We start from the raw sequence: 24,836 nt of genomic DNA on the forward strand, positions 1-24,836 counted from the left end.
TATTTCCTGAATTGTAAATACAACTAATAACATAAAAAATGAAATTGGGAGCTATGGCTCCCTATTTCATTTTATCTCAATTCCCTTTATATGTAATCGTCCAATATTAATACCAGCATCTATCATGGAATCTCCCCTTACCCTACCATAAAAAGTAGTACTTGGGTTCTTTACCAAATGCTTGTTTAAGTCTATACTAAGGTCTAAGAAATCATCTACGGGAGATGGAACCCCCACACTTATTCCACTTGAAACTATTGAAAGCTCCAATTCTGTAGAAGTATCTACTGTGTAGAAATCTATATTTCTTCGTTTATGTAAGTTGATGAGTTTCATTAATGCATAGTTAGAATATAACTCTTTCTATTTCAAAATAATCTTTACTCTTTAAATGTCATTTATCCCCTTTATATCATTCTTTATCAACTAATAATACATCTTCATCTACCTAAATAATTTTCATTTATTTATTGTTTAAATTTATTAGTAATAGCCAAGCTATTAATTCTTCCCTAGAATTAAATCTGAATCAATATTCAAAAAATTTAAACAATCAATCATAAGATTAAAATCATGGGAAAGATTAGTAAGCTTAAAGACATCACAGGAACAATTCTTGTTACTGCAAATGACAACAATACTCTAGAAAAACGCACTAGAGCTAAATTAAAGGATATCCTAGATCAACCAAACGCAATGGAACTTATGACACCTCTTTTCAAGTTTAAAAATCCTCAAGTGTTTTGTATTCTATTAAACCTGTTATTGGGATTAAATTATTTAAATGCACAAATCATATATACGGATATTGTGCCTGATTTCAACAGCACCAGTGTTGGTGATTTTTATAACCTAGACCTAAACAATGATGGTACCATAGATTTTACTTTTGAATCAATTAACAGTACTCAATTGATATGGGTAGAATCTACCAATGAGGTTAATGCCATCCGTGCGACAGGAGGTCCTTTTGAACCATATTTTTTACCGCTTGAAGAAAATACTGTTATTGCATATCCAAATGAATACTATGATTCGTACGGCTATTTGGCCTTAAAGATATGCGAAGCATATCCTTCTTATTGTGCCTATGATTGGGAAGGGGTAACTGACAAATATTTAGGTTTAAAGATCCTTATCAATGGGCAAACACATTATGGATGGGCTCGCTTAGATGTTTCAAGTCCTACCCAATGGACAATTAAGGATTATGCATACCAAGGCACTCCTAACTTAACTATTCTTGCAGGAGAAATGTCCCCACTTGGAGTAAATGATTCAAACATATTAACCAATCTTAAAATTTTAACATCCAATAATCTCATTACAATATTCAATTTGAATGAAACTACACAATTTACGTTGTTTTCCATTACAGGAAAAGGCGTACTTAAGGGAAGTGTTTCTATAAATAACAACATCATTGACACTTCTATGATTTCTTCTGGATTATATATTATAGAACTAAAAAACCCCAATACAGGAATAACATTAAAAAAGAAATTGATTATTTGAATTTTATAGCTAATAAGCAAACAAACTTCAACCAAAATAAACGAGCCTAAGAAGGAAAATAAAAGGGTTTCACCTATGGAAAGAAGAGTTTGTCACTAAATCTGTTAAATAAATAGCATTAAAGTATAAATAAAACAGGGGCTAACTCCCCCCTGTTTATTTCACAGATCTAAGCTATCTCTTTCCACACCCATATAATCCTGAATACAATCCAAATTCATTTTTATAAATAACTTAAATATCTTAAATTAGAGTCATACCAACCAACATTTCAGGCATGATTACTAAGTCTTTATTATCGTTTTGTTTTCTCCTTTTAACATCCACACAAATCTTAGCCCAAGTCACTACCATCCCACCTCTTCCACCTTGCAATTGCAATGGTAATTCTGGAGCAGGAGGAGTTATAGGATTGAGTGTTTACTTTCTTGACGGAATCTACAACAATCCCATCTCATGGAGTTTTGGAATAAATATAGACAGTAACTTTAATGACGTTTTGGTTATATATATTGATGCAGGTACACCAGGAAGACCTGTAATTGACAATACTATAGATGATGATACAGACGGCCACACCATTGCCATCACCAATAGCAATATTAACGGTTTAGGAAGTATCATCACATTCCCCGATGGCTTTGAAGCCACCCATGCAATAGCAGTAGATAGTGAATCTGGCGGCTTATGGTCAATACCAAGTTCAGGTACCATAGGGACAGGTGACCTGAATTACATTACGGATTTAAGCGTTACAATTGATACATCTCTTGATTTATATTTTGATTGGGAGGATTTAGGATTAAATACTGGAGACTCTTTTAAATATGTTGGTCTATATGTAAGCCATTTGGGCGCCACCTATGATGAAGGTATTGGCGATGGCATTACTGAAGGCACTAGCGGTGCCGATGATGTTACATTTACCAGTTTTAGATACATAGGGTCATGCAATCTAACTCTTGAAACAGAAAACAAAAACAGCAACGTATTTTCTGTTCATTACAATAATGGAAATTTACTTATAGAAAACCTAAATGAACGCATATCCATTAGTGTGTATGATGTAACAGGCAGAAACACTCATACCAGCGAGTATAACATATACGGTTCAAAAAGGATTCCATTAGAGCTCGCTAAAAATCAATTACAGTTTGTAAAAATAGAAGGCTCTTCAATGACCAAAATTTTAAAGGTCATCCCAAACTGATTCCCTATCTACAAATGGAACACTTTTAAACAAAAACTTGATAAATTGGCGTTATTGAAGAACTACAAACACCCTTAAAACAAAAAAGCATCCCAATCTTCAATTAAGAAAAAAGGAAAGCTTCTCATTGGCAAGTCTCCTGTTGGGGAGGCTCACAACTCCCAGATTGCCCTGGGAACAACACAACTAAACTTTAAGCCAAAAAAAAGCTCCAATTTCTCGGAGCTTTTAAGGCAATTTTGCGGTCTGGACGGGACTCGAACCCGCGACCCCCTGCGTGACAGGCAGGTATTCTAACCAACTGAACTACCAAACCGTTGCTTCATTGCGGTTGCAAATATACAACGCTTTTTCAATTGCACAAACATTTTTTGAAGAAAAAATGAAAAAAATTTCACTACAAAAACTTATTACGCTCTATCATATACGTTGTCAACACTTTATCAAAATCTTTTTTTATGTCGGCTTCTACATATTTTATTCCGTATTGCCCACATTTTAATCGGAGCTCATTAAAATAAGCCCCAACGGCCTCCTCATAATTATCCTTAATGGTGTCTGGATATAGGTTAATATACTCTCCCGTCTCCACATCGATGAACCTTTTTGGGGTATTATCGAAATCAAATTGAAGTTCTTTCTCCTTATCGAACACATGAAACAGCACCACTTCGTGCTTATTGTACTTTAAATGCCTCAAGGCTTCAAACAACTTTGCTTCATTGGTAGAAGTCTGGAACATATCGGTGAAAAAGAAAATCAAGGAACGTCTATGGATCTTTTCGGCTATTTGATGTAAATAGGTATAGGTCTCCGTTTGCCTTTGTTCTGGTTTCGACATGACCATATCACTTAACCGATGTAATAACATCTGATGATGGCGTTCACTGCCCTTTTCAGGCGCGTAATAATCATAAGCATCACTATAAATGCTCAAACCTACCGCATCGCGCTGTTTCTTTAAAATATGCATCAAAGAAGCCGATGCCAAAGCTGAAAAGGCAATTTTGTTTAAATGGTCTATTGAAAACTGGCGCATCTCAGGGTAATGCATCGAGCTACTGTTATCTATAATTAAATGGCAGCGCAAATTGGTTTCTTCATCATAACGTTTGGTGAAGAGTTTATCGGTTTTAGCAAAGAGTTTCCAGTCAATATGCTTGGTACTCTCACCCCGATTATAGATTTTATGTTCGGCGAACTCAGCCGAAAACCCATGAAAGGGGCTTTTATGCATGCCCGCAATAAACCCTTCTACCACCTGTTTGGCCAGTAGCTCAAGATTTTTGAATCCGCCTGTTTTATTTAGCTCCTGTTGTAAATCCATTCAAATAAAAACACTCATTTATATAACAGCATCCACAATGCCATATTCCACCGATTCCACTGCTCCCATCCAATGGTCACGGTTAAAATCCTTCATGACCTTATCAAAATCCTGACCACAGTTATCGGCCAAAATTTGAGCACTCAATTCTTTGGTTTTAATAATTTCCAAAGCTGTAATCTCAATATCGCTTGCAGGTCCTCTCGCTCCCCCACTTGGTTGATGGATCATCACTCTGGCATGAGGTTGAATAAAGCGCTTGCCTTTTTTCCCCACAGAAAGCAAAATAGAGCCCATAGAAGCCGCCAAACCTGTGCATATGGTAGAGACATCGCTCTTAAGCGATTTAATGCAGTCATAAATGGCAAAACCCGAGGTTACATAGCCTCCTGGACTATTAATGTATAATTGAATATCCTTGACCTCTAAGGCATCTAAATACAACAGGCGGTCAATAACATGTTTGGCCGACTTATCGTCTACTTGTCCCCACAGGAACACTTTGCGTTGGTCCAACAATTTACTATCTATAAGATCTTGTACTTTTGGTTGTTTACTCATGGTATATCATTTTTTCCTAAAAATAAAAAAAGGTTTGCTGAACACAGCAAACCTTTCACATTTCTTTTGGAAAGTATTTTTTATAATAGAGAATCGATAGCTTCTGTATAAGCACTCTTTTGAGCTACACCAACTTGACGACCTACAACTTCACCGTTTTGGAATACCAAAACCGTAGGAATGTTACGTACACCATATTTTGCAGCAAATTCTTGGTTAGCATCAACATCAACTTTACCAACAACAGCTTTACCTTCGTATTCTTTGCTAATCTCGTCAATGATTGGTGCTACCATTCTACAAGGACCACACCATGCCGCCCAAAAATCGACCATAACCGGTTTGTCACTATTCAAAACGGTTTCTTCAAACGTTGCATCTGTTATCTCTAATGCCATAATCTATAATTTAAATTGTGTTTTACTTCAGTTTTCTATGAATATGCAAACTTAGTCAAAAAATTTGCCAAAGCTTACATACTGACAATATGTTTTGATTATATCCACATTGTTTCAGCTTATTATGCTAATTTGGCATAAGTCCAAAACCACCTAATTAAGTTTGTAAAGGATATTTTGATTCTCCAATTCCTTTAGCAATTCCTGTGAAATCCTCACCTTCTGTTTTCGGCCAATCATTTCCAGTTTTATTTGCTCCTCATTATCATATACCGTAAAGTTCAATGCCTTTTCACCAGAGTGCATCCTTATCAAATCGCTAAGCATGTGTACTTTTTCCTCTTGCAGGTCAGCAATATTAAGTTGAATGGACAACTTTCTGGCATAGGTTTCCATAACATCATGCAACAATTGGAAATAGTTGAACTGCATCCTCGGCTCTCCTCGCTGCCCGGTATCCTTGTTGGTAATCCATCCTTCACGAACAAACACTTTCACAAATACAAAGGAGTTCTGCACTAAAAAGTGACGGAATTTCAAATACTCTTCACCAAAAATCCTAAATTCAACACTATTATTGTAATCGTCCATCGTGAACATGGCCCAACCTTTCCCCTGCTTACTCACCCTGTGCTGCACATCCGTCACCACACCTCCAACAGTCAGTTCACGGTTGACAAACTGATCCAGTTGCGTCAATGCCGCCAAGGTGGCATTACAGAAGGTATTCAATTCTATTTTGAAATCATCCAATGGGTGTCCTGAGATGTAAATCCCTACCACTTCTTTTTCCCGAGCCAATTTTTCCATAGTCCCCCAAGTCTCGCAAGGCGGTACCACAGGCTCTTCAATCTGCACATCACTAGACTCTCCGAAAAGACTTACTTGTGCAGAATTCTCGTTCTCTTGGTGCTTGTTTCCATATTTAATCGCCTTTTCCAAAAAGGTAATACCATCTCCTTCATCATGGAAATATTGCGCACGATGGGTTCCAGAAAAACAGTCGAACCCACCAGCCAAGGCCAAGTTTTCAAAAGCTTTTTTGTTCGCGGCTCTTAAATCGATACGTTTGGCCAAATCGAAAATAGACTTATAAAAACCGTCTTTCTTTCTATTATCAACAATGGTTTTTACGGCACCATGGCCCACTCCTTTAATTGCTCCCATACCAAAACGCACGGCATTTTGATCGTTTACGGAGAATTTATAAAAGGATTCATTAACATCAGGCCCAAGTACATTCAGTTTCATGCGCTTACACTCCTCCATAAAGAAAGTCACCTGTTTGATGTCGTTCATGTTATTGGAAAGTACCGCTGCCATATATTCCGCAGGGTAATGCGCCTTTAAATAGGCCGTTTGATAGGCAATCCAAGCATAACAAGTAGAGTGTGATTTGTTGAAGGCATAACTAGCAAACGCTTCCCAGTCTTTCCAAATCTTCTCCAACACCTTACGCGGATGCCCATTGGCTTCCCCTCCGTCCAAAAACTGAGGCTTCAACTTTTCAAGTAAAGCGAATATCTTTTTACCCATCGCCTTACGAAGCATATCGGCGTCACCCTTGGAGAAGTTGGCCAATTTTTGCGATAGCAACATTACCTGCTCTTGATATACTGTAATCCCATAGGTTTCCTTAAGATATTCCTCCATGGCCGGCAAATCGTAAACAATTTCCTGGTCACCATGCTTACGGGCAATAAAGTCTGGGATGTATTCCATTGGTCCAGGACGATACAATGCGTTCATGGCGATAAGGTCATCAAACACCGTTGGCTTTAAGGACTGCATGTGTTTTTGCATCCCAGGCGATTCGTATTGGAACACTCCAACCGTTTCACCTCGCTGGAACAGCTCATAAGTCATTTGATCATCTAGAGGAAAATTCTCCGGATCCAACTCTATGCCATGTTTGGCCTTTACAATCTTTACGGTGTCCTTAATCAGGGTCAATGTTTTCAACCCCAAGAAATCCATTTTTAACAGACCTGCAGACTCAACTACCGAGTTATCAAACTGCGTCACATACAAATCGGAATCCTTGGCTAAGGACACGGGTACGAACTTGGTAATATCATCTGGGGTAATGATCACCCCACAGGCATGGATTCCTGTATTTCGAACAGAACCTTCCAAAACCCTGGCCATGTTTACAGTCTCCGACTCTAAACCTGCCCCTTCCGAAATATTGAAAAGTTCCTGTATCAATTCAATCTCTTCGGATTTGAACTTCGCCTTCAACCCTTTTTCATCCAAACCAAAAATCTTGTTCAGCTTGGTCATGTTTGGGATCAATTTGGCAATCCTATCAGCTTCAAACAAAGGCAAATCCAACACCCTTGCCGTATCACGAATAGACGACTTGGCCGCCATGGTTCCGTAGGTGATAATCTGAGCCACCTGACTGCTTCCATATTTACCGATTACATAATCCATAACACGGCTACGTCCTTCATCATCAAAATCGATATCAATATCGGGCATACTCACACGGTCCGGATTCAAGAATCTCTCAAAAAGCAGATCGTACTTGATTGGGTCAATATTGGTAATCCCCAAACAGTAGGCTACGGCAGATCCCGCCGCCGATCCACGACCTGGCCCTACCGACACGTCCATGTTCCGAGCTTCCCGGATAAAGTCTTCCACAATCAAGAAGTAACCCGGATATCCCGTTTTCTCGATAACGTCCAGCTCAAAGTCTAAACGCTCAGCAATGGAGGGAGTAATTTCTTCATAGCGCCTTTTGGCTCCTTCGTAAGTTAAATGCTTCAAATACGCATTCTCCCCACGTTTGCCTCCATCTTTTAAATCGTCTTCATGCTGAAATTGCTCAGGAATATCAAACTTTGGCAAGAGTACATCCCGTGCCAAATCATAAGCTTCTACCTTATCTAGAATTTCCTGAATATTTGAAATAGCCTCTGGAATGTCCTTGAACAAGGATTTCATTTCATCGGCCGACTTGAAATAATATTCTTGGTTTGGCAGTCCGTAGCGATAGCCTCGGCCTCTACCAATTGGGGTACTTTGCTTTTCCCCATCCTTCACACACAACAAAATATCGTGTGCATTGGCATCTTTCTGATCTACATAATAGGTATTGTTGGTAGCAATTACCTTAACATCATGTTTCTTAGCCAAATCAATTAACACCGGGTTCACACGGTTTTCATCTTCCTGATTGTGGCGCATGATCTCTACATACAAATCATCCTGAAACATCTCCTTCCACCATAACAAAGCTTCCTCTGCCTGGTTTTCCCCAACGTTCAATACTTTACTCGGCACTTCTCCATAAAGATTACCCGTCAAAACAATCACATCTTCCTTGTATTGTTTGATGATTTCCTTATCAATCCTTGGAACGTAATAGAATCCTTCGGTAAAAGCAATCGAAGATAATTTGGCCAAATTATGATACCCATTTTTATTCTTGGCCAACATCACTATTTGATATCCGTTGTCCTTACGGCTTTTATCCAACCGATCTTCACAAACAAAGAATTCACACCCTACAATAGGTTTGATTTCCTTTAATTTAGCTTCACCCCCAGCTGCAATTGCTTCTTCATTTTTAGCCTTAACTCCTTTGTTGTGATTCAATACTGCGCGCACAAAATGAAAGGCCCCCATCATATTGGCATGATCTGTCATAGCCACACCTGGCATGTTGTTTTTTGCAGCAGCAGCTACCAAATCCGGAATGCTAATAGTAGACTGCAATACGGAGAATTGGGAATGGTTATGTAGATGCGCGAAATTAGCTTCCTCAAGATCTGATATGTTCTGCTGAATTTCAGCTTCGGTAATATCTGGAGTCTGCTGCTTTTCTAGACGCTTTCTAATAGCATCACTGGCCTTTTTAAGGTTGATGTGTTTTAAGCCAATTAATTGGATTTCTCCAGGATTGGCTTCATTAAACCTATTGAAATATGTAGGCTCTACATCAAGAGCTTCAACAGTAAATTCTTGACGACGCACCAATTCGAAGAAACAACGTGTTGTTGCCTCAACGTCGGCGGTTGCGTTATGTGCTTCGGCAAAAGGCTGATTGAAGAGGTATTGGTGCAATTCCGTTAAGGTTGGCAACTTAAATTTACCACCACGTCCTCCAGGAATTTGGCACAATTCCGCTGTATGTTCCGTACAGGTATCCAAAACCGGCAATTCCTGAAGTGCATTGGCCACACCTTCTCTATAGAATTCTGCCCCCATAATATTGACATCAAAGCCAACATTCTGTCCAACTACAAATTTGGTTTTGGATAAGGCTATATTGAATTTTTCCAACACCTCACTTAAGGACACACCCTGTTCTTGGGCCAATTCGGTAGAAATACCGTGGACCTTCTCGGCATCATAAGGAATATTGAATCCTTCAGGCTGTATCAAAAAATCCTGATGCTCTACACAGCGTCCTAACTCATCGTGTAATTGCCATGCAATCTGTATCGCTCTTGGCCAGTTATCGGTATCTGAAATAGGGGCATCCCAACGCTTGGGCAAACCAGTTGTTTCGGTATCAAAAATTAAGTACATAAATCTCCTGTTGTAATTCCAGTATTGGTAATAATTGCGGTTTCAAAGAAAGGCATCTACATCTGTATCAACACCTTAAAAAACGATTTTGCAACTATTGAAAAGCCTTTAAAAATACGCATAAATAAAACGCAACAAAGCCAAAGTTATAAAGAGTTGTAAACAAAAAAAAGCGCCTTGTAGAAGGCGCTTTTTAATATCTTATTCTCAGTTTCCTTATGGATTACAATCTCCCAAAGCATCGATAGCTGCCTGCAACACCCCTGAAGTATCTCCACAAGAATTAATTTGTACAGCTAGAGCTTCTTTATAAGCATTACACAAATCAGCATACTCAGCAGATTCACTGCTTGCTGTTGCAAAGGCTGCTGCCGCTTCCGCCGTAGCTTGTTGTGCTTGTTGGCAGCTAGTGCCACCACCAATCACCAATAGCCCACCGGTAAGCGGTACGCGGTAAAATTCACCTTGGATAAAATTCACACTCTTTTTACCATCGGCAGAAAAAGCATTGAACTTAAAGGTTCCAGTAACGGTGTTAGTGGAGTTATCAAAATCTACAATTTCAATCTCCCCGTCTGCAGGGTATACTTGTAAACTAGGGTCTGGAGCATTCAAGGTAGAATAAGTCACCCCATAGGCATCCTTAAATCTTGCCTCACTTTGGTGTTCACCTCCCAAATAGTAAGTTCCCACATTATCCAAGGTTGTCACCAAGGAAAGGGTTTCATAATTATTACCTCCTTCAACAACCAAACCACCTGCATCAATATCTGCGGCATAAAACTTGGCTCTCCACAATTCACCGTCCTTTTTCCCCAATAAAGCAGGGGTATTGAACTCAAGATCATCGCCACAGCCAAAGACCGTAAACAGGGCTAACGTAAATAATGCTATATATTTTATCTTATCCATAGGGCTTTTTTTTCGGACACAAATTAAAATAACGTTTTGAAAAACCCAAAAGTATAATAAAATTTCAATTAATGCCGATTTCTAAAAAATTTATGCTATTAATTAAAATTGTAGTATCTTTGCACACTTATTAATAACCGAGGTCGCGAACCTCACTAATTAATTGATATGTCAGTTAAAATCAGATTACAAAGACACGGTAAAAAAGGAAAACCTTTTTTCTGGATCGTTGCAGCAGATGCAAGAGCAAAAAGAGATGGTAAATTCTTAGAAAAATTAGGAACTTACAATCCAACTTCTAACCCAGCTACTATTGACTTAGATGTTGACGGTGCTGTAAAATGGCTTCAGAATGGTGCACAACCAACTGATACGGCTAGAGCTATTTTGTCTTACAAAGGAGCTTTACTTAAAAACCATTTGGCTGGTGGAGTAAGAAAAGGAGCTTTAACAGAAGAGCAAGCTGAAGCTAAATTCAATGCTTGGTTGGAAGAGAAAAGCGGGAAAGTGGATGCTAAAAAAGACACTTTAGCAAAAGCTGATGCAGATGCTAAAGCTAAAGCATTGGAGGCAGAAAAAGCTGTAAACGACGCTAGAGCGGCTGCGGCTGCTGAAGCTGAGGCAGAAGCTAAAGCTGCTGAAGAAGCTGCAAACGCTGAAACAGCAGAAGAAGAAACTGCTAACGAAGAAGAATAAAAAATTTATTTTTTATACTTTTAAAACTCCGATAGTCACTATCGGAGTTTTTTGTACCATTCCGTTTGTCTCCCACATCCCCAAGAACATTTAACTTATTTCATTTTTCAGGCAAAACCCACTCACAATGCAAAAAAAAGATTGCTTTTATCTAGGTAAGATTGTAAAAAAATACAGCTTCAAAGGCGAAGTACTGGTAAAACTAGATACAGATGAGCCAGAACTTTACGACAATCTAGACTCTGTTTTTGTAGAACTGCGCAACAATCTGGTGCCATTTTTTATTGAATCCTCTCAGTTGCACAAATCGGATTTGCTCCGCATTAAATTTGAAGAAGTCGACACCGAACAGGATGCGGACAGCATCATGAAATGCGATTTGTATTTACCTTTGGAATTTCTACCTAAGCTGGAAGGCAACAAATTCTATTTCCACGAAGTCATTGGTTATGCTATCGAAGATGTCAACTTTGGACCTATTGGGACCATTAAAGATATTAATGACAGTACCGCACAAGCGCTGTTTGAAATAGACAGGGATGGCATTGAAATCTTGATTCCAATGAACGACGAATTCATTAAGAAAGTGAACAGGGAAACCAAAACTATTTTGGTAGAAACGCCAGAAGGATTGATCGATTTGTACCTAGAATAGATTATTTGCAGACCAATGAACAAGCCATTTGCATTTAAGCAATTTACCGTTGAACAAGATAAGTGCGCCATGAAAATAGGCACGGACAGTGTACTTTTAGGCGCATGGGCTTCTGTGGAAGCCAACCCATTTTCTGTTTTGGATATTGGGGCTGGAACAGGGGTTTTGTCCCTTATGCTGGCACAGCGCAGCAATGCTGAACTTATCGATGCCCTGGAGATTGATGATGATGCCTACGAACAATGTGTTTCCAATTTTGAAAATTCCCCTTGGGGAGATCGTTTGTTTTGCTACCATGCCTCATTGGAAGAATTTGTAGAAGAGATAGAAGACAAATATGATCTGATCATTTCCAACCCGCCTTTCTATGCTGATGCTTACAAAACAGACAATACTCAACGTGACTTGGCCCGTTTTGAAGACGCTATGCCTTTTGGTCACCTATTGGAAAGTGCCGCGCATTTATTGGCTGAAACTGGAATCTTTTGCGTGATCATACCGTATTCTGAAACAGATAATTTTATCGCATTGGCGAAGGAATTCCAATTATATCCAAACAAAATTTTACAGGTAAAAGGCACCCCAGAAACCGAAATCAAGCGCAGTCTCATTCAATTCTCATTCCATGAAACCCAAGTAGACACCAAAGAACTTATCATAGAAACAGCCCGCCACCAATACACCGAAGATTATATTGCGCTTACCAAAGATTTCTATTTGAAAATGTAACATAAAAAAAGCGTTGTTCACACATGACAACGCTTTTCCTTTTTTATTGCTGCAATATATTACTGTAAACTTACTACAGCCTTTAGATTTACATCCGTCCAAGTCTTTCCCTCGTGCAAAGCATTACAAGCGGCGTGCAAAGCATCAAAAGCAGTGTTTGCTCCAAAGTCCTCCAAAAGATCAATACTTCCTTCAAAGGTAACTGATTTACCATCTGCAGCTGGCACAAACGAAAATTCCTTGTTAATGGTTTTGTCATTAAGTTTAATTTCCAACTGCGCCTTACCATCTTTTACCTCTACGATTCGTCCTGAAATATCTCCCACAAGTTGCGCAAAAAATTCATTCTTTAAAGTTGTGTCCCTAGCTGCATCTCCCGTACTCACAGTGGTTTTATCCATGTTAAAGGTAAGCCCTTTAAACTTGTCCTCGAGAACGTCGGCTTCTGTCAATTCTCCATAAGCTATTTCAGAAAAGGTACCATTCACCCCAGCTTTGGCCGGTGTTTTAAATGCCGTCCATGTAAAATCAACATCTTTAATGCTTGGCTTCTTTTCAACCTCCACTATTTCTTGAGCGGTTTCTTCAACGATGGGTTCCGTTTCCTTTTTGGTTTCGCTTTTACAAGACACCAACAGCCCAATCAAGGCCACACTATAAATTACTTTCTTCATATTGTTTTAAAATTCAATAACTGGTTAAATGATTTGTTCCAAACAAATATAGCGCATATCTTTTCCTACACCTTGAAAGAGCCTCGTTTTTTAGTTTTTCTATACTATCTAGAGTTTCCTAACTGCTTCACGAATTAAATTAGCATCTTGAAAACGTTTTCGCTACTTTTGTGAACCGCTCAAAAAAGCCATTGAAAATAACGGACTTAAATAATGCGGCATAACATAAAAATAATTGACATGGCAGGCGAACAGTGCCGCCATCACTTTTAAAAATATAGCATGAAACCAGATTTATTTGAAGCACCAGACTATTACCAACTTGACGAATTGCTAACCGAAGAACACAAATTGGTTCGCGATGCTGCCCGTGAATGGGTAAAGCGCGATGTATCTCCAATTATCGAAGACTATGCCCAACGCGCAGAATTCCCAACACAAATCATCAACGGATTGGCAGAAATAGGCGCCTTTGGCCCTTACATTCCTGAAGAATATGGCGGGGCTGGATTGGATCAAATTTCCTACGGTTTGATCATGCAAGAAATTGAAAGAGGGGATTCTGGAGTGCGCAGTACTGCTTCTGTGCAATCTTCCTTGGTAATGTATCCTATTTGGAAATATGGAAACGAAGAGCAACGCCAAAAATACTTACCAAAATTAGCTAGCGGGGAATGGATGGGCTGCTTCGGTTTGACTGAACCAGACCACGGTAGTAACCCTGGAGGCATGGTTACCAATTTTAAGGATATGGGAGACCACTATCTTTTAAATGGTGCCAAAATGTGGATTTCCAACGCACCTTTTGCTCAGGTTGCCGTTGTATGGGCCAAGAATGAAGAAGGCCGTATCCATGGGCTGATTGTAGAACGTGGCATGGAAGGATTTTCAACTCCTGAAACTCACAACAAATGGTCCTTAAGAGCCTCGGCTACTGGGGAGCTTATATTTGATAACGTGAAAGTTCCTAAGGAAAACTTGTTACCAGGAAAATCTGGTTTGGGAGCGCCACTTGGTTGTTTGGATTCCGCGAGATATGGAATTGCTTGGGGAGCCATTGGAGCTGCTATGGATTGCTACGATACAGCTTTAAGATATAGCAAGGAGCGCACACAATTTGGCAAACCTATTGGTCAGTTCCAATTGCAACAAAAGAAATTGGCCGAGATGATTACCGAAATCACCAAAGCACAATTATTGACTTGGCGTCTGGGGGTATTGAGAAATGAAGGCAAAGCGACTTCGGCACAAATCTCTATGGCGAAACGCAACAATGTGGATATGGCCATCAACATCGCTCGTGAGGCTCGCCAGATTTTGGGAGGTATGGGAATTACTGGAGAATACAGCATCATGCGCCATTCCATGAATTTGGAAAGTGTGATTACTTACGAAGGTACCCACGACATCCACTTGTTGATTACCGGTTTTGACATTACAGGCCTCAACGCCTTTAAATAATTGATTTAAAATATGTTACTAAAAGCGAGTTTTTACTCGCTTTTTTTGCATCTTTATACTATGTCTTCAAAATCCAGATTAGATAGGGCGTATAAAAATGCAAAGGTCATCCCCTTTGATGACAGTAGTAAATTCATACTTTTTAGCGACTGCCACAGAGGTGACAACAGTTTTGCCGATGATTTTGCCAATAATCGCAATATCTACCTTCATGCGCTAAAACAATATTTTGCAAAAGGCTTTTATTATTGCGAATTGGGAGATGGTGACGATTTATGGGAAAACCTTTTCTATAGCCACGTTCTTCAAGCCCACAAGGACGTTTACAGGCAAATACAGCTTTACTTTAATCAAAATAGGTTTACCATGTTATGGGGCAACCACGATATGGTCTACAAAAACCCTGAATATGTCAAAAAACAACTGTATAGTTATTTTGATAAACGAAGTGGCACCCATAAACCATTATTCCCAGGCATTGAAGTTCATGAAGCCATCATCCTTAAACACTCCCAAACAGGGCAAGAACTGTTTTTAACCCATGGCCATCAAGCCGATTGGTGGAATTATGTCTGTTGGAAATGGAGTCAGTTTTTAGTAAGAATTCTTTGGAAACCCTTAAACGTTATGGGCATTGCAGACCCAACGAGTCCTGCCATAAATTACAAGGAACTCATAAAGGTAGAACGCCGCATCAAGGATTGGATTCAAGAAAACAACAATTTAATCACTATTGTTGGGCATACGCATCGCCCAAGATTTCCCTCTCCAAATGAGATTGCGTTTTTTAATGATGGAAGCTGCGTGCATCCAAGATGCATTACGGGAATAGAAATTGAAAATGGACAAATTTCCTTAGTGAAATGGGAAACCTCCACCACAGATGACGGCACCCTAAAAATTGTGCGTGAAATGTTGGAAGGCCCTAGAAAGCTATCCGAATACCATATGTTTAAAGCGAATTAACGAAGTCCAAAAGGTCTTGTCTTTCACTAGCCGAAAGGTTTTTAAAACCATTTTTGGCAGCTTCTGCTTCACCTCCGTGCCACAAAATGGCTTCTGTTACATTCTTGGCTCTACCGTCATGTAAAAAGTGCGTATGGCCATTTACAACCTGTGTCAAACCAATTCCCCATAACGGACGCGTTTTCCACTCTTGTCCATCGGCTAAAAAGTCTGAACGATTGTCTGCCAAACCAGGCCCCATATCGTGTAACAGCATATCCGTATAAGGATAAAATTCTTGATTGGCCAAAACATTGATAGCTGCCTCTTCTGAAATCATTTTGGGAACATGACAACTGGCACACTGCAACTCCTCAAAAATTCTGGCACCATTTTGAATATGCTCCTGATCCAAATTTCTTGCAGCAGGAACCCCCAAAGTTTTACAATAAAATGCCACCTGTTCCAAAACGTCATAGGTCACTTCAGGATCATCTCCAAAACCATCATTACCGTTGGATTGGTCATGGCCAGTTTCTTGAGGAAACAAAGGAGTTGTGATTCCCATATCCTCCAAATAAGCCCCAGCACATTGCTCGATGATGGAAGCTGTGTTGGCTTTCCATCCAAAACGGCCCAATGTCATAGATTCTGTGACATGATTGTAAACGTAGTTGGCCTTTCCTGAAATGCCATCGCCATCGGCGTCATTGACATCTTCATATTGCAAAATGTAGTATTCCGGAATTACCTCCAGCAATCCCAATCCAAACACTGGCGGCGCCAATCTTGGGGACAGATTTGCTTCCGAAGGAAAAGGAATATAAGTATCCACAACATTATAGGTAGGCTTCTTTAAGATAACTTCGGTACCATCTGCTAAAGTCTCTACTTGATTTGTAAACTCCACCGAAAACTGTACTTCTGGTTCATAACCGTAAATGGCTTGGTTCTGCAACTGTTTTCCAAATCCAGGCACCGCTACGGGTCCGCCCAAGGCATCCGTTCCTGGAAGACTGGCCCTTAAGAAAAACCCACTTAAACTATTAATGTTTGATGGAAACGCACTTCTTCCATCTTTTGGATGGCAAGAAATACAAGAGGTATTATTGAATACAGGACCAACACCACCATTGACCTCTGCAGGGGCCGATACAAATACCGCTCCGAATTCCAAATCGGCATCAAAATGATCGGCTATTTGAGAAGCAGACAGGTTAGCAGCAGGAGTGCTGAACGAATTACTTGAGGTAAGATACACTGTAGTCTCTCCTCCCGCCGCAGTTCTTTCGGTTAACGGATTTACCGACTGATAGCCTTCTTGGTCATCTTTTTGACACGATACTACCATTCCCATTAAAAGGGCACCTACCAATAACCTGTTCGCTTTTCTCATTTTATTAAAAATATCTTGATTATAGGTTACCTATTAAAGGCAACAATTGACTATCCAATAAACTTTGAAGTTCCAATACTTTTTCCTGTGCTAATCCAACAGCATCACGATTGTCGTAAATTGCTTCTGTGAAAGTGCCAGGTATCGCATCAATAGCATAGATGGCAGCGGTGATAGCTCCCTGAATTTCCTGATCCAAGCTACTGTCTACAGTCGCTACAATTTCAGAAATTCCTTTCCCATTAATTCCATTATAATCTCCTACGTATACATTAAGGATACTTCTCATGTTGTTAGAGAAATCCAATTTAGAATTGTTGCTAAAACGAGATTCTTCAGCTTCTGGTTTTGCACCACCATTGTTTCCGTTTAAAGGCTCTTCAATTTTACCATTTCCAACCTCATCAGCAATGATAGAAAGTCCTTCTACGATTTCTTGGAGCGCACCTTTTTGTGACGTATAGATAGATCCAGACTCACCAGCGTTAACGAAATTGTTGGCGAAATTTCCACCTGAAGCAATCCATCCGTTGTACAATTGAGCTGTTTTAGATTGTAAGTTTTCTGTAGCAGCTACCAAATATTCCAACTCACGTTCTGTAAGTTCAGAAGCCGCTTTATCTCCCTCGATTCCCCAAACAAAGTATTCAATGGTATGGAATCCACGAGCTTCATTGTTACTCTCCAATAAACTTTGAGTGATAGGATTACCACTGTTCAAAATACCGTTGATAGCATTTACGTCTACTGGCCAAGAATCAATAGCTGGATCGATACCTTCAGTATCTACTGGTCCGTATAAAAATCCTTCAGAGTTTTCCCAAGGCTGACGTGTTGCCTGCCACGCCTCTTTTACTGTTTGCAATGCTGTTTCGTCTCCAATAGTTAAGTTGGCTACAGCCTCTTTCAATGCGATTGCATTGTTGTTCATTGAATTGTAAGTTTCTGTAATTACAGACACAGACAAGTTTGTCAATACCTCTTGGTATAGCGCTTCATTTATAGCATCATCGTTGTTAGAATCTTCGTTGCTATCGCTACAAGACACAAACACCGTGGAAATAAATGCCAGCATTAAGATTGATTTGATTGAGTTGCTCATTTTCATTTGATTTTAACTTGTTTATATATTAGAAAAAGAATCCTATTCCTGTACTGAATGTTTTTTCATGCTGTTTCTCACCGGTATATTCCAAAGTGGCCAAGTCATAATTTTCAGAGCCTAACTTTCTATCGGAATAGTGCGCCTTGAACACAATTTGAGGATGCACAAACCAGTTTAATCCACCTGTGATACTACTGCGCTCCCATCTTGGGTTATCAATAATTTCACCCGTTACAGAATGCATCGTATCGTAGTAATCGTATCTTACAAATGGGTACAACATTTGTTTTGTGGAAGCCTTTAAATGAGGTAAAACATTATAACCTACCTCAGCAGAAACTCCCAAGGCTGTTTTTCCTACTGGAGTTCTTTTAACTCCTAAATTATTGGAAAGATTAGCATTTTTCTTTGAAACGATATCGGAGTTTTGAATGTTCCCGTAAAGACCAATGGCGTTAAAGCGAAGGTTCCCTTCGTTATAGCTAACGTGTCCTTCCACCATGGCAACATAGGCAGTATCGTCCATATCATTTTTAGGTCTGTTGGCAGCAGCGTCGTTCATATAAGCTGCAAACCCAATAAAGGTGTCTTTATGCGTTCCAAACTTATAATCTAAACGCAATGCCAAAGCCACACTTTCTGCATTGGCTGTCTCAAATCTAGATTGGTATCCATTCTTGATCCATCCTCTTGAGGAAAATCCACTGGCATCCAAACCGCTTACCACATAAAACTTATAAGTGAATCTTTTTGCAAAGGTTCCGTATAATTCAATCCCGTTTTCATACCATCCCAAAGGCAGGATTTCGTTTTCCATTTCTTGACGGTGCGTGGTAAAATAGCGAGTTGGTGTATCCAAAGTTTGGTGCAAGCCAAAGTACATTTTCATGCGTCCTACACGCGCATTGAAATAAGGAAGAATTTTAAAATTGATATGTGCCTGCTCCAATTTAACACCTCCACCTTTTTCAATTTCCTGTTCAAATTCACCAAACTCTTCTTGGGTGTCCAACTCCAATGTGGTCGCTGTACCGCCATGTTCAAATTCAATCTCAGATTTGAAATTGATCCAATCGTTGAATTGGTATTTTAAGTATAAGTTAAGACGTTCTGGATCGAACTGATTTTTTAGGTTAGGGTCTGTATCGTAATCGTAATTGTAGTAGTTGACTACACCATAACCATTCAATGAAAACCGGCTAAGGGAAAACCAGTTTTGTTTTTTGTCGGTCATGGAATCTTTTACTTCTTGTAAAAGTTCCTGTTTGATTTCAGACTTAAGCTGATCGTAAGTAGCCTGATCTATGGTTTGCTGGGCGGAAACTGCCCAGCCAAAGAATACCATTAAGAATGTAATGTGCCGATTCATTTGAAAAATTTGGCACAAAATTAACGTTATTTGGATTTAATCCAAATAAAATTTATAAAATTAAGACTCAGGGGCCAACTCCACTTTTAGACCTTCCATTTCTGGCGTCATCTGAATCTGACAACCTAGACGGCTATTGTCCTTTACGTAGAAAGCTTCGGCTAACATGGCCTCTTCTTCGTCCTGCATTTCAGGCAATTCATGATCGGACAGCACATAGCATTGGCAAGAAGCACACATTGCCATACCTCCACAAACGCCAATAGTGCCCTCTGGAGCCAATTCATAACTTCTTACCACTTCCATTAGGTTCATGGCCATATCAGTAGGTGCCTCAATTTCATGAGACACCCCTTCTCTATCTATAATTGTAATGTTTATGTCTGACATAAGTATCTAGTAAATAGTATTTAGTAATTAGAGTCATCGATGTATATACATCATTTCAATGATTTTATTAAACCGTATAACATTCGAGATATTTCATTAGAATCTTCAATCAACTGATTTGTGATGTCTTCAGAAAGAAATCCTAATCTCGCCGCTAAATACAGCATTGATCTAACCTCACTGCTCGACCCTGTTGCAAAGTATAAAAACCTTATAAATTCAGCATTTGAATTTCTATCAAAACCTTCGGCTATATTGTTAGATACAGAAATAGAAGCCCTCGTTATTTGATCTTTAAAAACATAGTCCTTTAGCCCAGAAAAGTTATTGTAAATAGCAACACAAAAATCTTGAGATTTCTTCCAAACCTGAAGGTCTTCAAATTTCTGAACTGCCATAGAGTTATTTTATTACTATTTACTAACTACCACTTACTAAATACTATTCAATTGATTTAACAACTGCCTTAGGCGCTTCCTTTCTGGTTCCATCAAAACCATCAATCCCACTTACAGTTGTATATTTTAACACATAGCGTTTCCCTGGATTGATAATTTGATAGGCTGCCTGACACATTAAAGTTGCTTCATGGAATCCACAAAGAATCAACTTTAATTTTCCTGGATAAGTGTTCACGTCTCCAATGGCAAAAATGCCTGGAATGTTGGTTTGGTAATCCATAGCATTGTTCACTTTGATGGCATTCTTTTCGATTTCCAAGCCCCAATTGGCAATAGGGCCCAACTTAGGCGACAAACCAAAAAGAGGAATAAAATGATCGCATTCAATCTCAAATTCGGTTGGAATATGATCTGCTCTGGTTACTACAACACCGGTTAAATGATCATCACCCAAAATCCCGATAACCTCTCCCGGAGTAATAAGATTGATCTTTCCTTTATTTTTAAGTTCCTGAACTTTTTCAACGGAATCCAAAGCTCCCCTAAATTCATTTCTTCTGTGAATCAAAGTTACCTCTGAAGCTACATTGCTCAAAAAGATACTCCAATCCAATGCAGAGTCTCCCCCACCAGCAATGACTACTCTTTTGTTGCGATACACTTCAGGATCTTTAATCATGTATTCTACACCATTATCCTCGAAGTTGGCAATGTTATGGATTAAAGGCTTTCTTGGTTCAAAACTCCCCAAACCACCAGCAATAGCAACCACCGGTGCATGGTGCTTTGTTCCTTTATTGGTAGTAACGATAAAGCTACCGTCTTCCAATTTCTCAATAGTTTCGGCACGCTCACCAAAGGTAAAACCAGGTTCAAACTGCTTTCCCTGTTCTAAAAGCTTTTCGGTTAGATCCCCCGCAAGAATTTCCGGATAAGCAGGAATATCATATATAGGTTTTTTGGGATATATTTCGGAACACTGTCCTCCAGCTTGCGGCAATGCATCTATAAGATGGCATTTTAATTTTAGTAAACCAGCTTCAAATACCGTAAAAAGTCCTGTTGGTCCAGCGCCAATAATAAGAATATCTGTTTTAATCATGAATTAGTTCTTTCTGCAACAAACATATGCACATGAAATATTGCTCTATATGATATTTATCATTTTTGGGAATTAATTGATTTTTTAGAGACTCCCTATTTACCCCTCAACATTGATTACCTGCTCAATTTGAGGCGCGTACTTTTTAATGGTCATCTCAACCCCAGACTTCAAAGTCATCTGGTTCACGCTACATCCTACACAAGCACCTTCCAACTGCACTTTTACCAATTTATCGTCTTCAATAGAAACTAGGGAAATGTTACCTCCATCACTTTCTAAAAAGGGACGGATTTCATCTAGCGCTTTCTCTACATTTATTTTTAATTCTTCTGTTGTCATTATATAAGTAAAAAATGTAACTTCTATTTTTTAACAGCAGAACATCCTGCCATTGTTGTAATTTTTATCGCTTCAGTTGGCGGTAAATCTTCATTTCTTCTGACTACTTGCTCTACCACATTTCTAGTAAGGGCTTCAAAAGATTGCTCTAAAGGAGTTGCCGTTTGCAGTGCTGCAGGACGTCCTACGTCACCCGCTTCACGAATGCTTTGCACCAAAGGAATTTCTCCCAAAAATGGCACATCCAAATCTTCAGCTAAATTCTTGGCTCCTTCTTTTCCGAAGATATAGTATTTATTATCTGGCAATTCTGCTGGTGTAAAATAGGCCATATTTTCTATAATACCTAAAACCGGCACGTTAATACTGTCCTGTTGAAACATAGCTACACCCTTTTTAGCATCGGCCAAAGCAACGTTTTGTGGCGTACTCACCACAACCGCCCCAGAAATAGGCAAGGATTGCATAATACTTAAATGGATATCACCGGTTCCCGGAGGCAAATCGATTAACAAGAAATCCAATTCTCCCCAAGCCGCATCAAAAATCATTTGGTTCAAGGCTTTTGCCGCCATTGGTCCACGCCATACAACGGCTTGGTCTGGTCTGGTGAAAAATCCAATAGATAATACCTTCACGCCATAACTTTCGATTGGCTTCATTTTAGACTTTCCATCCACATTAACAGCCACGGGCTTTTCATTTTCAACATCGAACATAATTGGCACAGAAGGTCCATATATATCGGCATCCAAGATTCCTACATTGAATCCCATTTTGGCCAAGGACACGGCTAAATTGGAGGTTACCGTAGATTTTCCAACCCCTCCTTTACCGGAAGCAACCGCTACGATATTTTGAATTCCAGGAATTTTCTTCCCTTTAATTTCGTTTTTTGGTTTTTCAGGAGCGTCAACCTTCACGTTTACTTTAATTTTTGCCTTTTCATACACCTTATCATGGATTATCTTCATAATCTCCACTTCGGTTTTCTTTTTAGCTTGCAAACTTGGGTTTGAAATGGTAACATCCACAATCACCTCATCTCCAAAAGTCACTATGTTGGTTACGGCACCACTCTCAATCATATTTTGTCCTTCACCCGGAGCTGATATATTTTCAAGTGCCTTTGATATGTCTTGTTTATTTAACTTCATAATATGCTCTCTTCGCAGAATTTTCTCTTTATTGAATCTTGTTTGCAGCTTTAATTTCTCAATTTATCTAGGACCATTCCGCCCTAACTTCAACCAAATCACAAGAAGCTAAAGCTCACTAATTTAGACTTATTCTAAAATGCAAATATACTGTGAAATGTTTAGAATGAGAAACAGTTTAATTGAAATGATTTATGCCTAAATTTTGTTTGATTATAATTCTTTTGACGGGTCCCAAAATACCTTTTCAAAGTTTTGCACTTGGTTATCCCTTACCCTTATTCCTTCGCTTTCCAAAAGCTGTTGCATATGGCTGGAACCTTCAAAATGAAACTTACCGGTTAGCAACCCTAAACGGTTTACCACGCGATGGGCAGGCACATCCTTCCCTGTTGAACCATTCATGGCATAGCCCACCATTCGGGCACTTCTGGCGGCACCAAGGTATTTGGCAATAGCGCCATAACTGGTTACTCGCCCACTTGGAATCAGTTTGGCTACCTCGTATACTTTTTCAAAAAAACTTAAGGTTTCGGGTTTCATTTCAAGTCCTTAATGATATTGACCAAGGTGATTAAAGAAATGATTCCCGTAATCCCCCCAATAATATAGTTCATGTTCTTTTGGGAGGTAAATTTCAAATGCTTGATTTTTTCAAAGAAGAACATGTAAATGTACAACATTGCAAAAGAGCCCATGGCAGCTCCAGCAACATAGGCCGCAATACTCGTGGTGTCAAATTGCAGCCAACCTAAAGAAGCCAAAGTAATGGCCATATACGCCTGAAACGGAATAGGAAACACATTGATACTGGACATAAAAACGCCTTGAAAAAATCGGCTACGCTTGCTTTTAGGCTCCAGCTCCTCCTCTACTTTCTCCCTTCCCTTGGCAACCAATAGAAAATACACAGTGACCAATACAAAAATCACAAAAGCTACCCGCTGTAAAATTTCTACAACATCAGGGTGTTTGTTTAAGTACCTAGCAAAAACGGTTGCGATAAGGGTTTGGATAAATACAATAATACAAGCGCCTATAGAAAATACGATACCTCTTGTATGACCTTCCCTTAGGCTGATTTTGGCAGCAGTCATATTCAACAAACCAGGAGGCATAACTGCCAAAAAAGCAGCCAAAAACCCTAAAACAAAGGCTATGGTAATATTCAAGAATCTTTGATTTTAAACCTAATATACGTAATTGGTTTGTTTTGTTCTAAATATTGACTCTCATAAAACGTTTGTATGCTCGTTACTTCTTCTGGGCTTCCTTCCTGCCTGTACACATCATGGTTGGAATACAACACCTCATGTCCTTCACCATGTAACAAACCTAGGGTGTAACCATGCATAAATTCGCTATCGGTTTTTAGGTTAACAATACCATCTGGCTTAAGAATGTGCTTGTAACGTTTCAAAAATTCGGAATTGGTCAAACGGTGCTTGGTACGTTTGTACTTAATCTGCGGATCTGGAAACGTAATCCAAATTTCGTCCACTTCATTTTCAGCAAAGGCATACTCGATCAATTCAATCTGCGTTCTCAAAAAGGCAACATTATCAATCCCATCTTCCACTGCTGTTTTGGCCCCTCTCCAAAAACGGGCTCCCTTAATGTCAATTCCTATAAAATTCTTTTCTGGATATTTTTGCGCCAAGGCCACGGAATATTCTCCTTTTCCACATCCCAATTCCAACACCAACGGATGATCATTTTTAAAAACTGTGTCATTCCAGTTCCCCTTCAACGCAAATTCTGCATTCACCAATTCATCCCTTGTAGGCTGAAATACATTTGAAAACGTCTCATTTTCCTTAAAACGCTTGAGCTTATTTTTACTTCCCACTACTTCAATTTAATGTTTATAATAAGATTCGGTAAAATTAAGGAAATATATGGAAGCAGTATTATACTTATCTTTGATTATTAGTGCATCTTGGGAGGTT

25 protein-coding genes and 1 tRNA gene are annotated in these 24,836 nt (G+C 39.2%); 7 read left to right on the forward strand and 19 right to left on the reverse strand.

Features of this window, described 5'->3' with window-relative positions; translation table 11 throughout:
• Nucleotides 1-66 precede the first annotated feature (66 nt).
• The gene (locus tag AC6I5C_RS00135; RefSeq protein ID WP_497903379.1) at nucleotides 67-336 is read right to left on the reverse strand and encodes a LexA family protein; all 270 of its coding nucleotides are present in this window, start codon (nucleotides 334-336) and stop codon (nucleotides 67-69) included.
• Between the two features lie 237 nt (nucleotides 337-573).
• Between AC6I5C_RS00135 and AC6I5C_RS00140 the strand changes: the two genes are divergently transcribed.
• Both AC6I5C_RS00140 and AC6I5C_RS00145 read left to right on the forward strand, forming a co-directional pair.
• A complete protein-coding gene (locus AC6I5C_RS00140; protein WP_497903380.1) occupies nucleotides 574-1,515 on the forward strand; it encodes a T9SS type A sorting domain-containing protein in 942 nt (313 codons plus the stop codon).
• Nucleotides 1,516-1,792: 277 nt separating this feature from the next.
• Nucleotides 1,793-2,725, forward strand: a complete 933-nt coding sequence (locus AC6I5C_RS00145; protein WP_497903381.1) for a hypothetical protein — start codon at nucleotides 1,793-1,795, stop codon at nucleotides 2,723-2,725.
• A 242-nt stretch (nucleotides 2,726-2,967) separates the two neighbouring features.
• Here AC6I5C_RS00145 and AC6I5C_RS00150 read toward each other — a convergent pair.
• The 6 genes from AC6I5C_RS00150 to AC6I5C_RS00175 all read right to left on the reverse strand — a co-directional run bounded on the left by AC6I5C_RS00150 (nucleotide 2,968) and on the right by AC6I5C_RS00175 (nucleotide 10,465).
• A tRNA-Asp gene (locus AC6I5C_RS00150) sits at nucleotides 2,968-3,041 on the reverse strand.
• A gap of 81 nt (nucleotides 3,042-3,122) precedes the next feature.
• Nucleotides 3,123-4,052, reverse strand: a complete 930-nt coding sequence (locus AC6I5C_RS00155; RefSeq protein WP_497903382.1) for a DUF58 domain-containing protein — start codon at nucleotides 4,050-4,052, stop codon at nucleotides 3,123-3,125.
• Between the two features lie 18 nt (nucleotides 4,053-4,070).
• Complete coding sequence (locus AC6I5C_RS00160) at nucleotides 4,071-4,613, reverse strand: ClpP family protease (protein ID WP_497903383.1); 543 nt, start codon at nucleotides 4,611-4,613, stop codon at nucleotides 4,071-4,073.
• An 80-nt stretch (nucleotides 4,614-4,693) separates the two neighbouring features.
• Nucleotides 4,694-5,011: a thioredoxin gene (trxA, locus tag AC6I5C_RS00165; RefSeq protein WP_053976964.1), complete on the reverse strand. Its 318-nt coding sequence runs from the start codon at nucleotides 5,009-5,011 to the stop codon at nucleotides 4,694-4,696.
• Nucleotides 5,012-5,164: 153 nt separating this feature from the next.
• Nucleotides 5,165-9,553, reverse strand: coding sequence for a DNA polymerase III subunit alpha (gene dnaE, locus AC6I5C_RS00170; RefSeq protein ID WP_497903384.1), 4,389 nt, complete (start codon nucleotides 9,551-9,553; stop codon nucleotides 5,165-5,167).
• Between the two features lie 216 nt (nucleotides 9,554-9,769).
• A complete protein-coding gene (locus AC6I5C_RS00175) occupies nucleotides 9,770-10,465 on the reverse strand; it encodes a DUF6252 domain-containing protein (protein ID WP_497903385.1) in 696 nt (231 codons plus the stop codon).
• Between the two features lie 168 nt (nucleotides 10,466-10,633).
• On the opposite strand from AC6I5C_RS00175, the gene AC6I5C_RS00180 reads away from it, so the two are divergent.
• The 3 genes from AC6I5C_RS00180 (at nucleotide 10,634) to AC6I5C_RS00190 (ending at nucleotide 12,545) form a co-directional block, all read left to right on the forward strand.
• Nucleotides 10,634-11,161, forward strand: coding sequence for a 30S ribosomal protein S16 (locus AC6I5C_RS00180; protein ID WP_053976961.1), 528 nt, complete (start codon nucleotides 10,634-10,636; stop codon nucleotides 11,159-11,161).
• A 127-nt stretch (nucleotides 11,162-11,288) separates the two neighbouring features.
• Nucleotides 11,289-11,816: a ribosome maturation factor RimM gene (rimM, locus tag AC6I5C_RS00185; RefSeq protein ID WP_497903386.1), complete on the forward strand. Its 528-nt coding sequence runs from the start codon at nucleotides 11,289-11,291 to the stop codon at nucleotides 11,814-11,816.
• A 15-nt stretch (nucleotides 11,817-11,831) separates the two neighbouring features.
• Entirely contained in the window at nucleotides 11,832-12,545 is a 714-nt protein-coding gene (locus AC6I5C_RS00190) for a tRNA1(Val) (adenine(37)-N6)-methyltransferase (protein WP_497903387.1), read from the forward strand.
• Between the two features lie 59 nt (nucleotides 12,546-12,604).
• Here the strand turns inward: AC6I5C_RS00190 and AC6I5C_RS00195 are convergent, their stop codons facing one another.
• Complete coding sequence (locus AC6I5C_RS00195; protein ID WP_497903388.1) at nucleotides 12,605-13,219, reverse strand: YceI family protein; 615 nt, start codon at nucleotides 13,217-13,219, stop codon at nucleotides 12,605-12,607.
• Between the two features lie 282 nt (nucleotides 13,220-13,501).
• On the opposite strand from AC6I5C_RS00195, the gene AC6I5C_RS00200 reads away from it, so the two are divergent.
• Together AC6I5C_RS00200 and AC6I5C_RS00205 are read left to right on the forward strand one after the other, a co-directional pair.
• Nucleotides 13,502-14,680, forward strand: coding sequence for an acyl-CoA dehydrogenase family protein (locus AC6I5C_RS00200; RefSeq protein WP_497903389.1), 1,179 nt, complete (start codon nucleotides 13,502-13,504; stop codon nucleotides 14,678-14,680).
• A gap of 60 nt (nucleotides 14,681-14,740) precedes the next feature.
• A complete protein-coding gene (locus AC6I5C_RS00205) occupies nucleotides 14,741-15,646 on the forward strand; it encodes a metallophosphoesterase (protein ID WP_497903390.1) in 906 nt (301 codons plus the stop codon).
• Here AC6I5C_RS00205 and AC6I5C_RS00210 read toward each other — a convergent pair.
• From AC6I5C_RS00210 to trmB, 11 genes are all read right to left on the reverse strand, one after another.
• Nucleotides 15,633-17,021, reverse strand: a complete 1,389-nt coding sequence (locus AC6I5C_RS00210) for a di-heme oxidoreductase family protein (RefSeq protein WP_497903391.1) — start codon at nucleotides 17,019-17,021, stop codon at nucleotides 15,633-15,635. The two genes, AC6I5C_RS00205 and AC6I5C_RS00210, sit on opposite strands and share 14 nt — an antisense overlap.
• Nucleotides 17,022-17,040: 19 nt before the next feature.
• A complete protein-coding gene (locus tag AC6I5C_RS00215) occupies nucleotides 17,041-18,123 on the reverse strand; it encodes an imelysin family protein (RefSeq protein ID WP_497903392.1) in 1,083 nt (360 codons plus the stop codon).
• Between the two features lie 28 nt (nucleotides 18,124-18,151).
• Complete coding sequence (locus AC6I5C_RS00220) at nucleotides 18,152-19,495, reverse strand: putative porin (RefSeq protein ID WP_497903393.1); 1,344 nt, start codon at nucleotides 19,493-19,495, stop codon at nucleotides 18,152-18,154.
• Between the two features lie 60 nt (nucleotides 19,496-19,555).
• Complete coding sequence (locus AC6I5C_RS00225; protein ID WP_497903394.1) at nucleotides 19,556-19,885, reverse strand: 2Fe-2S iron-sulfur cluster-binding family protein; 330 nt, start codon at nucleotides 19,883-19,885, stop codon at nucleotides 19,556-19,558.
• 50 nt (nucleotides 19,886-19,935) lie between these two features.
• Nucleotides 19,936-20,283: a four helix bundle protein gene (locus tag AC6I5C_RS00230; protein WP_497903395.1), complete on the reverse strand. Its 348-nt coding sequence runs from the start codon at nucleotides 20,281-20,283 to the stop codon at nucleotides 19,936-19,938.
• 43 nt (nucleotides 20,284-20,326) lie between these two features.
• A complete protein-coding gene (locus AC6I5C_RS00235; RefSeq protein ID WP_497903396.1) occupies nucleotides 20,327-21,388 on the reverse strand; it encodes an NAD(P)/FAD-dependent oxidoreductase in 1,062 nt (353 codons plus the stop codon).
• A 99-nt stretch (nucleotides 21,389-21,487) separates the two neighbouring features.
• Nucleotides 21,488-21,730 carry a NifU family protein gene (locus AC6I5C_RS00240; RefSeq protein ID WP_497903397.1) on the reverse strand — a complete coding sequence of 81 codons (243 nt, stop codon included), beginning with the start codon at nucleotides 21,728-21,730 and terminating at the stop codon, nucleotides 21,488-21,490.
• Between the two features lie 23 nt (nucleotides 21,731-21,753).
• Nucleotides 21,754-22,887, reverse strand: a complete 1,134-nt coding sequence (locus tag AC6I5C_RS00245) for an Mrp/NBP35 family ATP-binding protein (RefSeq protein WP_497903398.1) — start codon at nucleotides 22,885-22,887, stop codon at nucleotides 21,754-21,756.
• A gap of 213 nt (nucleotides 22,888-23,100) precedes the next feature.
• Nucleotides 23,101-23,430 (reverse strand): MGMT family protein, encoded by a 330-nt coding sequence (locus tag AC6I5C_RS00250; protein ID WP_497903399.1) that lies wholly within the window; start codon nucleotides 23,428-23,430, stop codon nucleotides 23,101-23,103.
• Entirely contained in the window at nucleotides 23,427-24,059 is a 633-nt protein-coding gene (locus AC6I5C_RS00255; RefSeq protein WP_497903400.1) for a LysE family translocator, read from the reverse strand. The genes AC6I5C_RS00250 and AC6I5C_RS00255 overlap by 4 nt, the downstream gene beginning before the upstream one ends.
• Nucleotides 24,056-24,736 (reverse strand): tRNA (guanosine(46)-N7)-methyltransferase TrmB, encoded by a 681-nt coding sequence (gene trmB / locus AC6I5C_RS00260; protein WP_053976947.1) that lies wholly within the window; start codon nucleotides 24,734-24,736, stop codon nucleotides 24,056-24,058. The genes AC6I5C_RS00255 and trmB overlap by 4 nt, the downstream gene beginning before the upstream one ends.
• Nucleotides 24,737-24,836 lie beyond the last annotated feature (100 nt).

Source organism: Mangrovimonas sp. sgz306409 (assembly GCF_059735265.1).

Excerpts from the sequence above, each read along its gene's own strand:
- AC6I5C_RS00135 (WP_497903379.1), bottom strand. The coding sequence starts at position 336 with ATGAAACTCATCAACTTACATAAACGAAGAAATATAGATTTCTACACA.
- AC6I5C_RS00140 (WP_497903380.1), top strand. The coding sequence starts at position 574 with ATGGGAAAGATTAGTAAGCTTAAAGACATCACAGGAACAATTCTTGTT.
- AC6I5C_RS00145 (WP_497903381.1), top strand. The coding sequence starts at position 1,793 with ATGATTACTAAGTCTTTATTATCGTTTTGTTTTCTCCTTTTAACATCC.
- AC6I5C_RS00155 (WP_497903382.1), bottom strand. The coding sequence starts at position 4,052 with ATGGATTTACAACAGGAGCTAAATAAAACAGGCGGATTCAAAAATCTT.
- AC6I5C_RS00160 (WP_497903383.1), bottom strand. The coding sequence starts at position 4,613 with ATGAGTAAACAACCAAAAGTACAAGATCTTATAGATAGTAAATTGTTG.
- trxA (WP_053976964.1), bottom strand. The coding sequence starts at position 5,011 with ATGGCATTAGAGATAACAGATGCAACGTTTGAAGAAACCGTTTTGAAT.
- dnaE (WP_497903384.1), bottom strand. The coding sequence starts at position 9,553 with ATGTACTTAATTTTTGATACCGAAACAACTGGTTTGCCCAAGCGTTGG.
- AC6I5C_RS00175 (WP_497903385.1), bottom strand. The coding sequence starts at position 10,465 with ATGGATAAGATAAAATATATAGCATTATTTACGTTAGCCCTGTTTACG.
- AC6I5C_RS00180 (WP_053976961.1), top strand. The coding sequence starts at position 10,634 with ATGTCAGTTAAAATCAGATTACAAAGACACGGTAAAAAAGGAAAACCT.
- rimM (WP_497903386.1), top strand. The coding sequence starts at position 11,289 with ATGCAAAAAAAAGATTGCTTTTATCTAGGTAAGATTGTAAAAAAATAC.
- AC6I5C_RS00190 (WP_497903387.1), top strand. The coding sequence starts at position 11,832 with ATGAACAAGCCATTTGCATTTAAGCAATTTACCGTTGAACAAGATAAG.
- AC6I5C_RS00195 (WP_497903388.1), bottom strand. The coding sequence starts at position 13,219 with ATGAAGAAAGTAATTTATAGTGTGGCCTTGATTGGGCTGTTGGTGTCT.
- AC6I5C_RS00200 (WP_497903389.1), top strand. The coding sequence starts at position 13,502 with ATGAAACCAGATTTATTTGAAGCACCAGACTATTACCAACTTGACGAA.
- AC6I5C_RS00205 (WP_497903390.1), top strand. The coding sequence starts at position 14,741 with ATGTCTTCAAAATCCAGATTAGATAGGGCGTATAAAAATGCAAAGGTC.
- AC6I5C_RS00210 (WP_497903391.1), bottom strand. The coding sequence starts at position 17,021 with ATGAGAAAAGCGAACAGGTTATTGGTAGGTGCCCTTTTAATGGGAATG.
- AC6I5C_RS00215 (WP_497903392.1), bottom strand. The coding sequence starts at position 18,123 with ATGAGCAACTCAATCAAATCAATCTTAATGCTGGCATTTATTTCCACG.
- AC6I5C_RS00220 (WP_497903393.1), bottom strand. The coding sequence starts at position 19,495 with ATGAATCGGCACATTACATTCTTAATGGTATTCTTTGGCTGGGCAGTT.
- AC6I5C_RS00225 (WP_497903394.1), bottom strand. The coding sequence starts at position 19,885 with ATGTCAGACATAAACATTACAATTATAGATAGAGAAGGGGTGTCTCAT.
- AC6I5C_RS00230 (WP_497903395.1), bottom strand. The coding sequence starts at position 20,283 with ATGGCAGTTCAGAAATTTGAAGACCTTCAGGTTTGGAAGAAATCTCAA.
- AC6I5C_RS00235 (WP_497903396.1), bottom strand. The coding sequence starts at position 21,388 with ATGATTAAAACAGATATTCTTATTATTGGCGCTGGACCAACAGGACTT.
- AC6I5C_RS00240 (WP_497903397.1), bottom strand. The coding sequence starts at position 21,730 with ATGACAACAGAAGAATTAAAAATAAATGTAGAGAAAGCGCTAGATGAA.
- AC6I5C_RS00245 (WP_497903398.1), bottom strand. The coding sequence starts at position 22,887 with ATGAAGTTAAATAAACAAGACATATCAAAGGCACTTGAAAATATATCA.
- AC6I5C_RS00250 (WP_497903399.1), bottom strand. The coding sequence starts at position 23,430 with ATGAAACCCGAAACCTTAAGTTTTTTTGAAAAAGTATACGAGGTAGCC.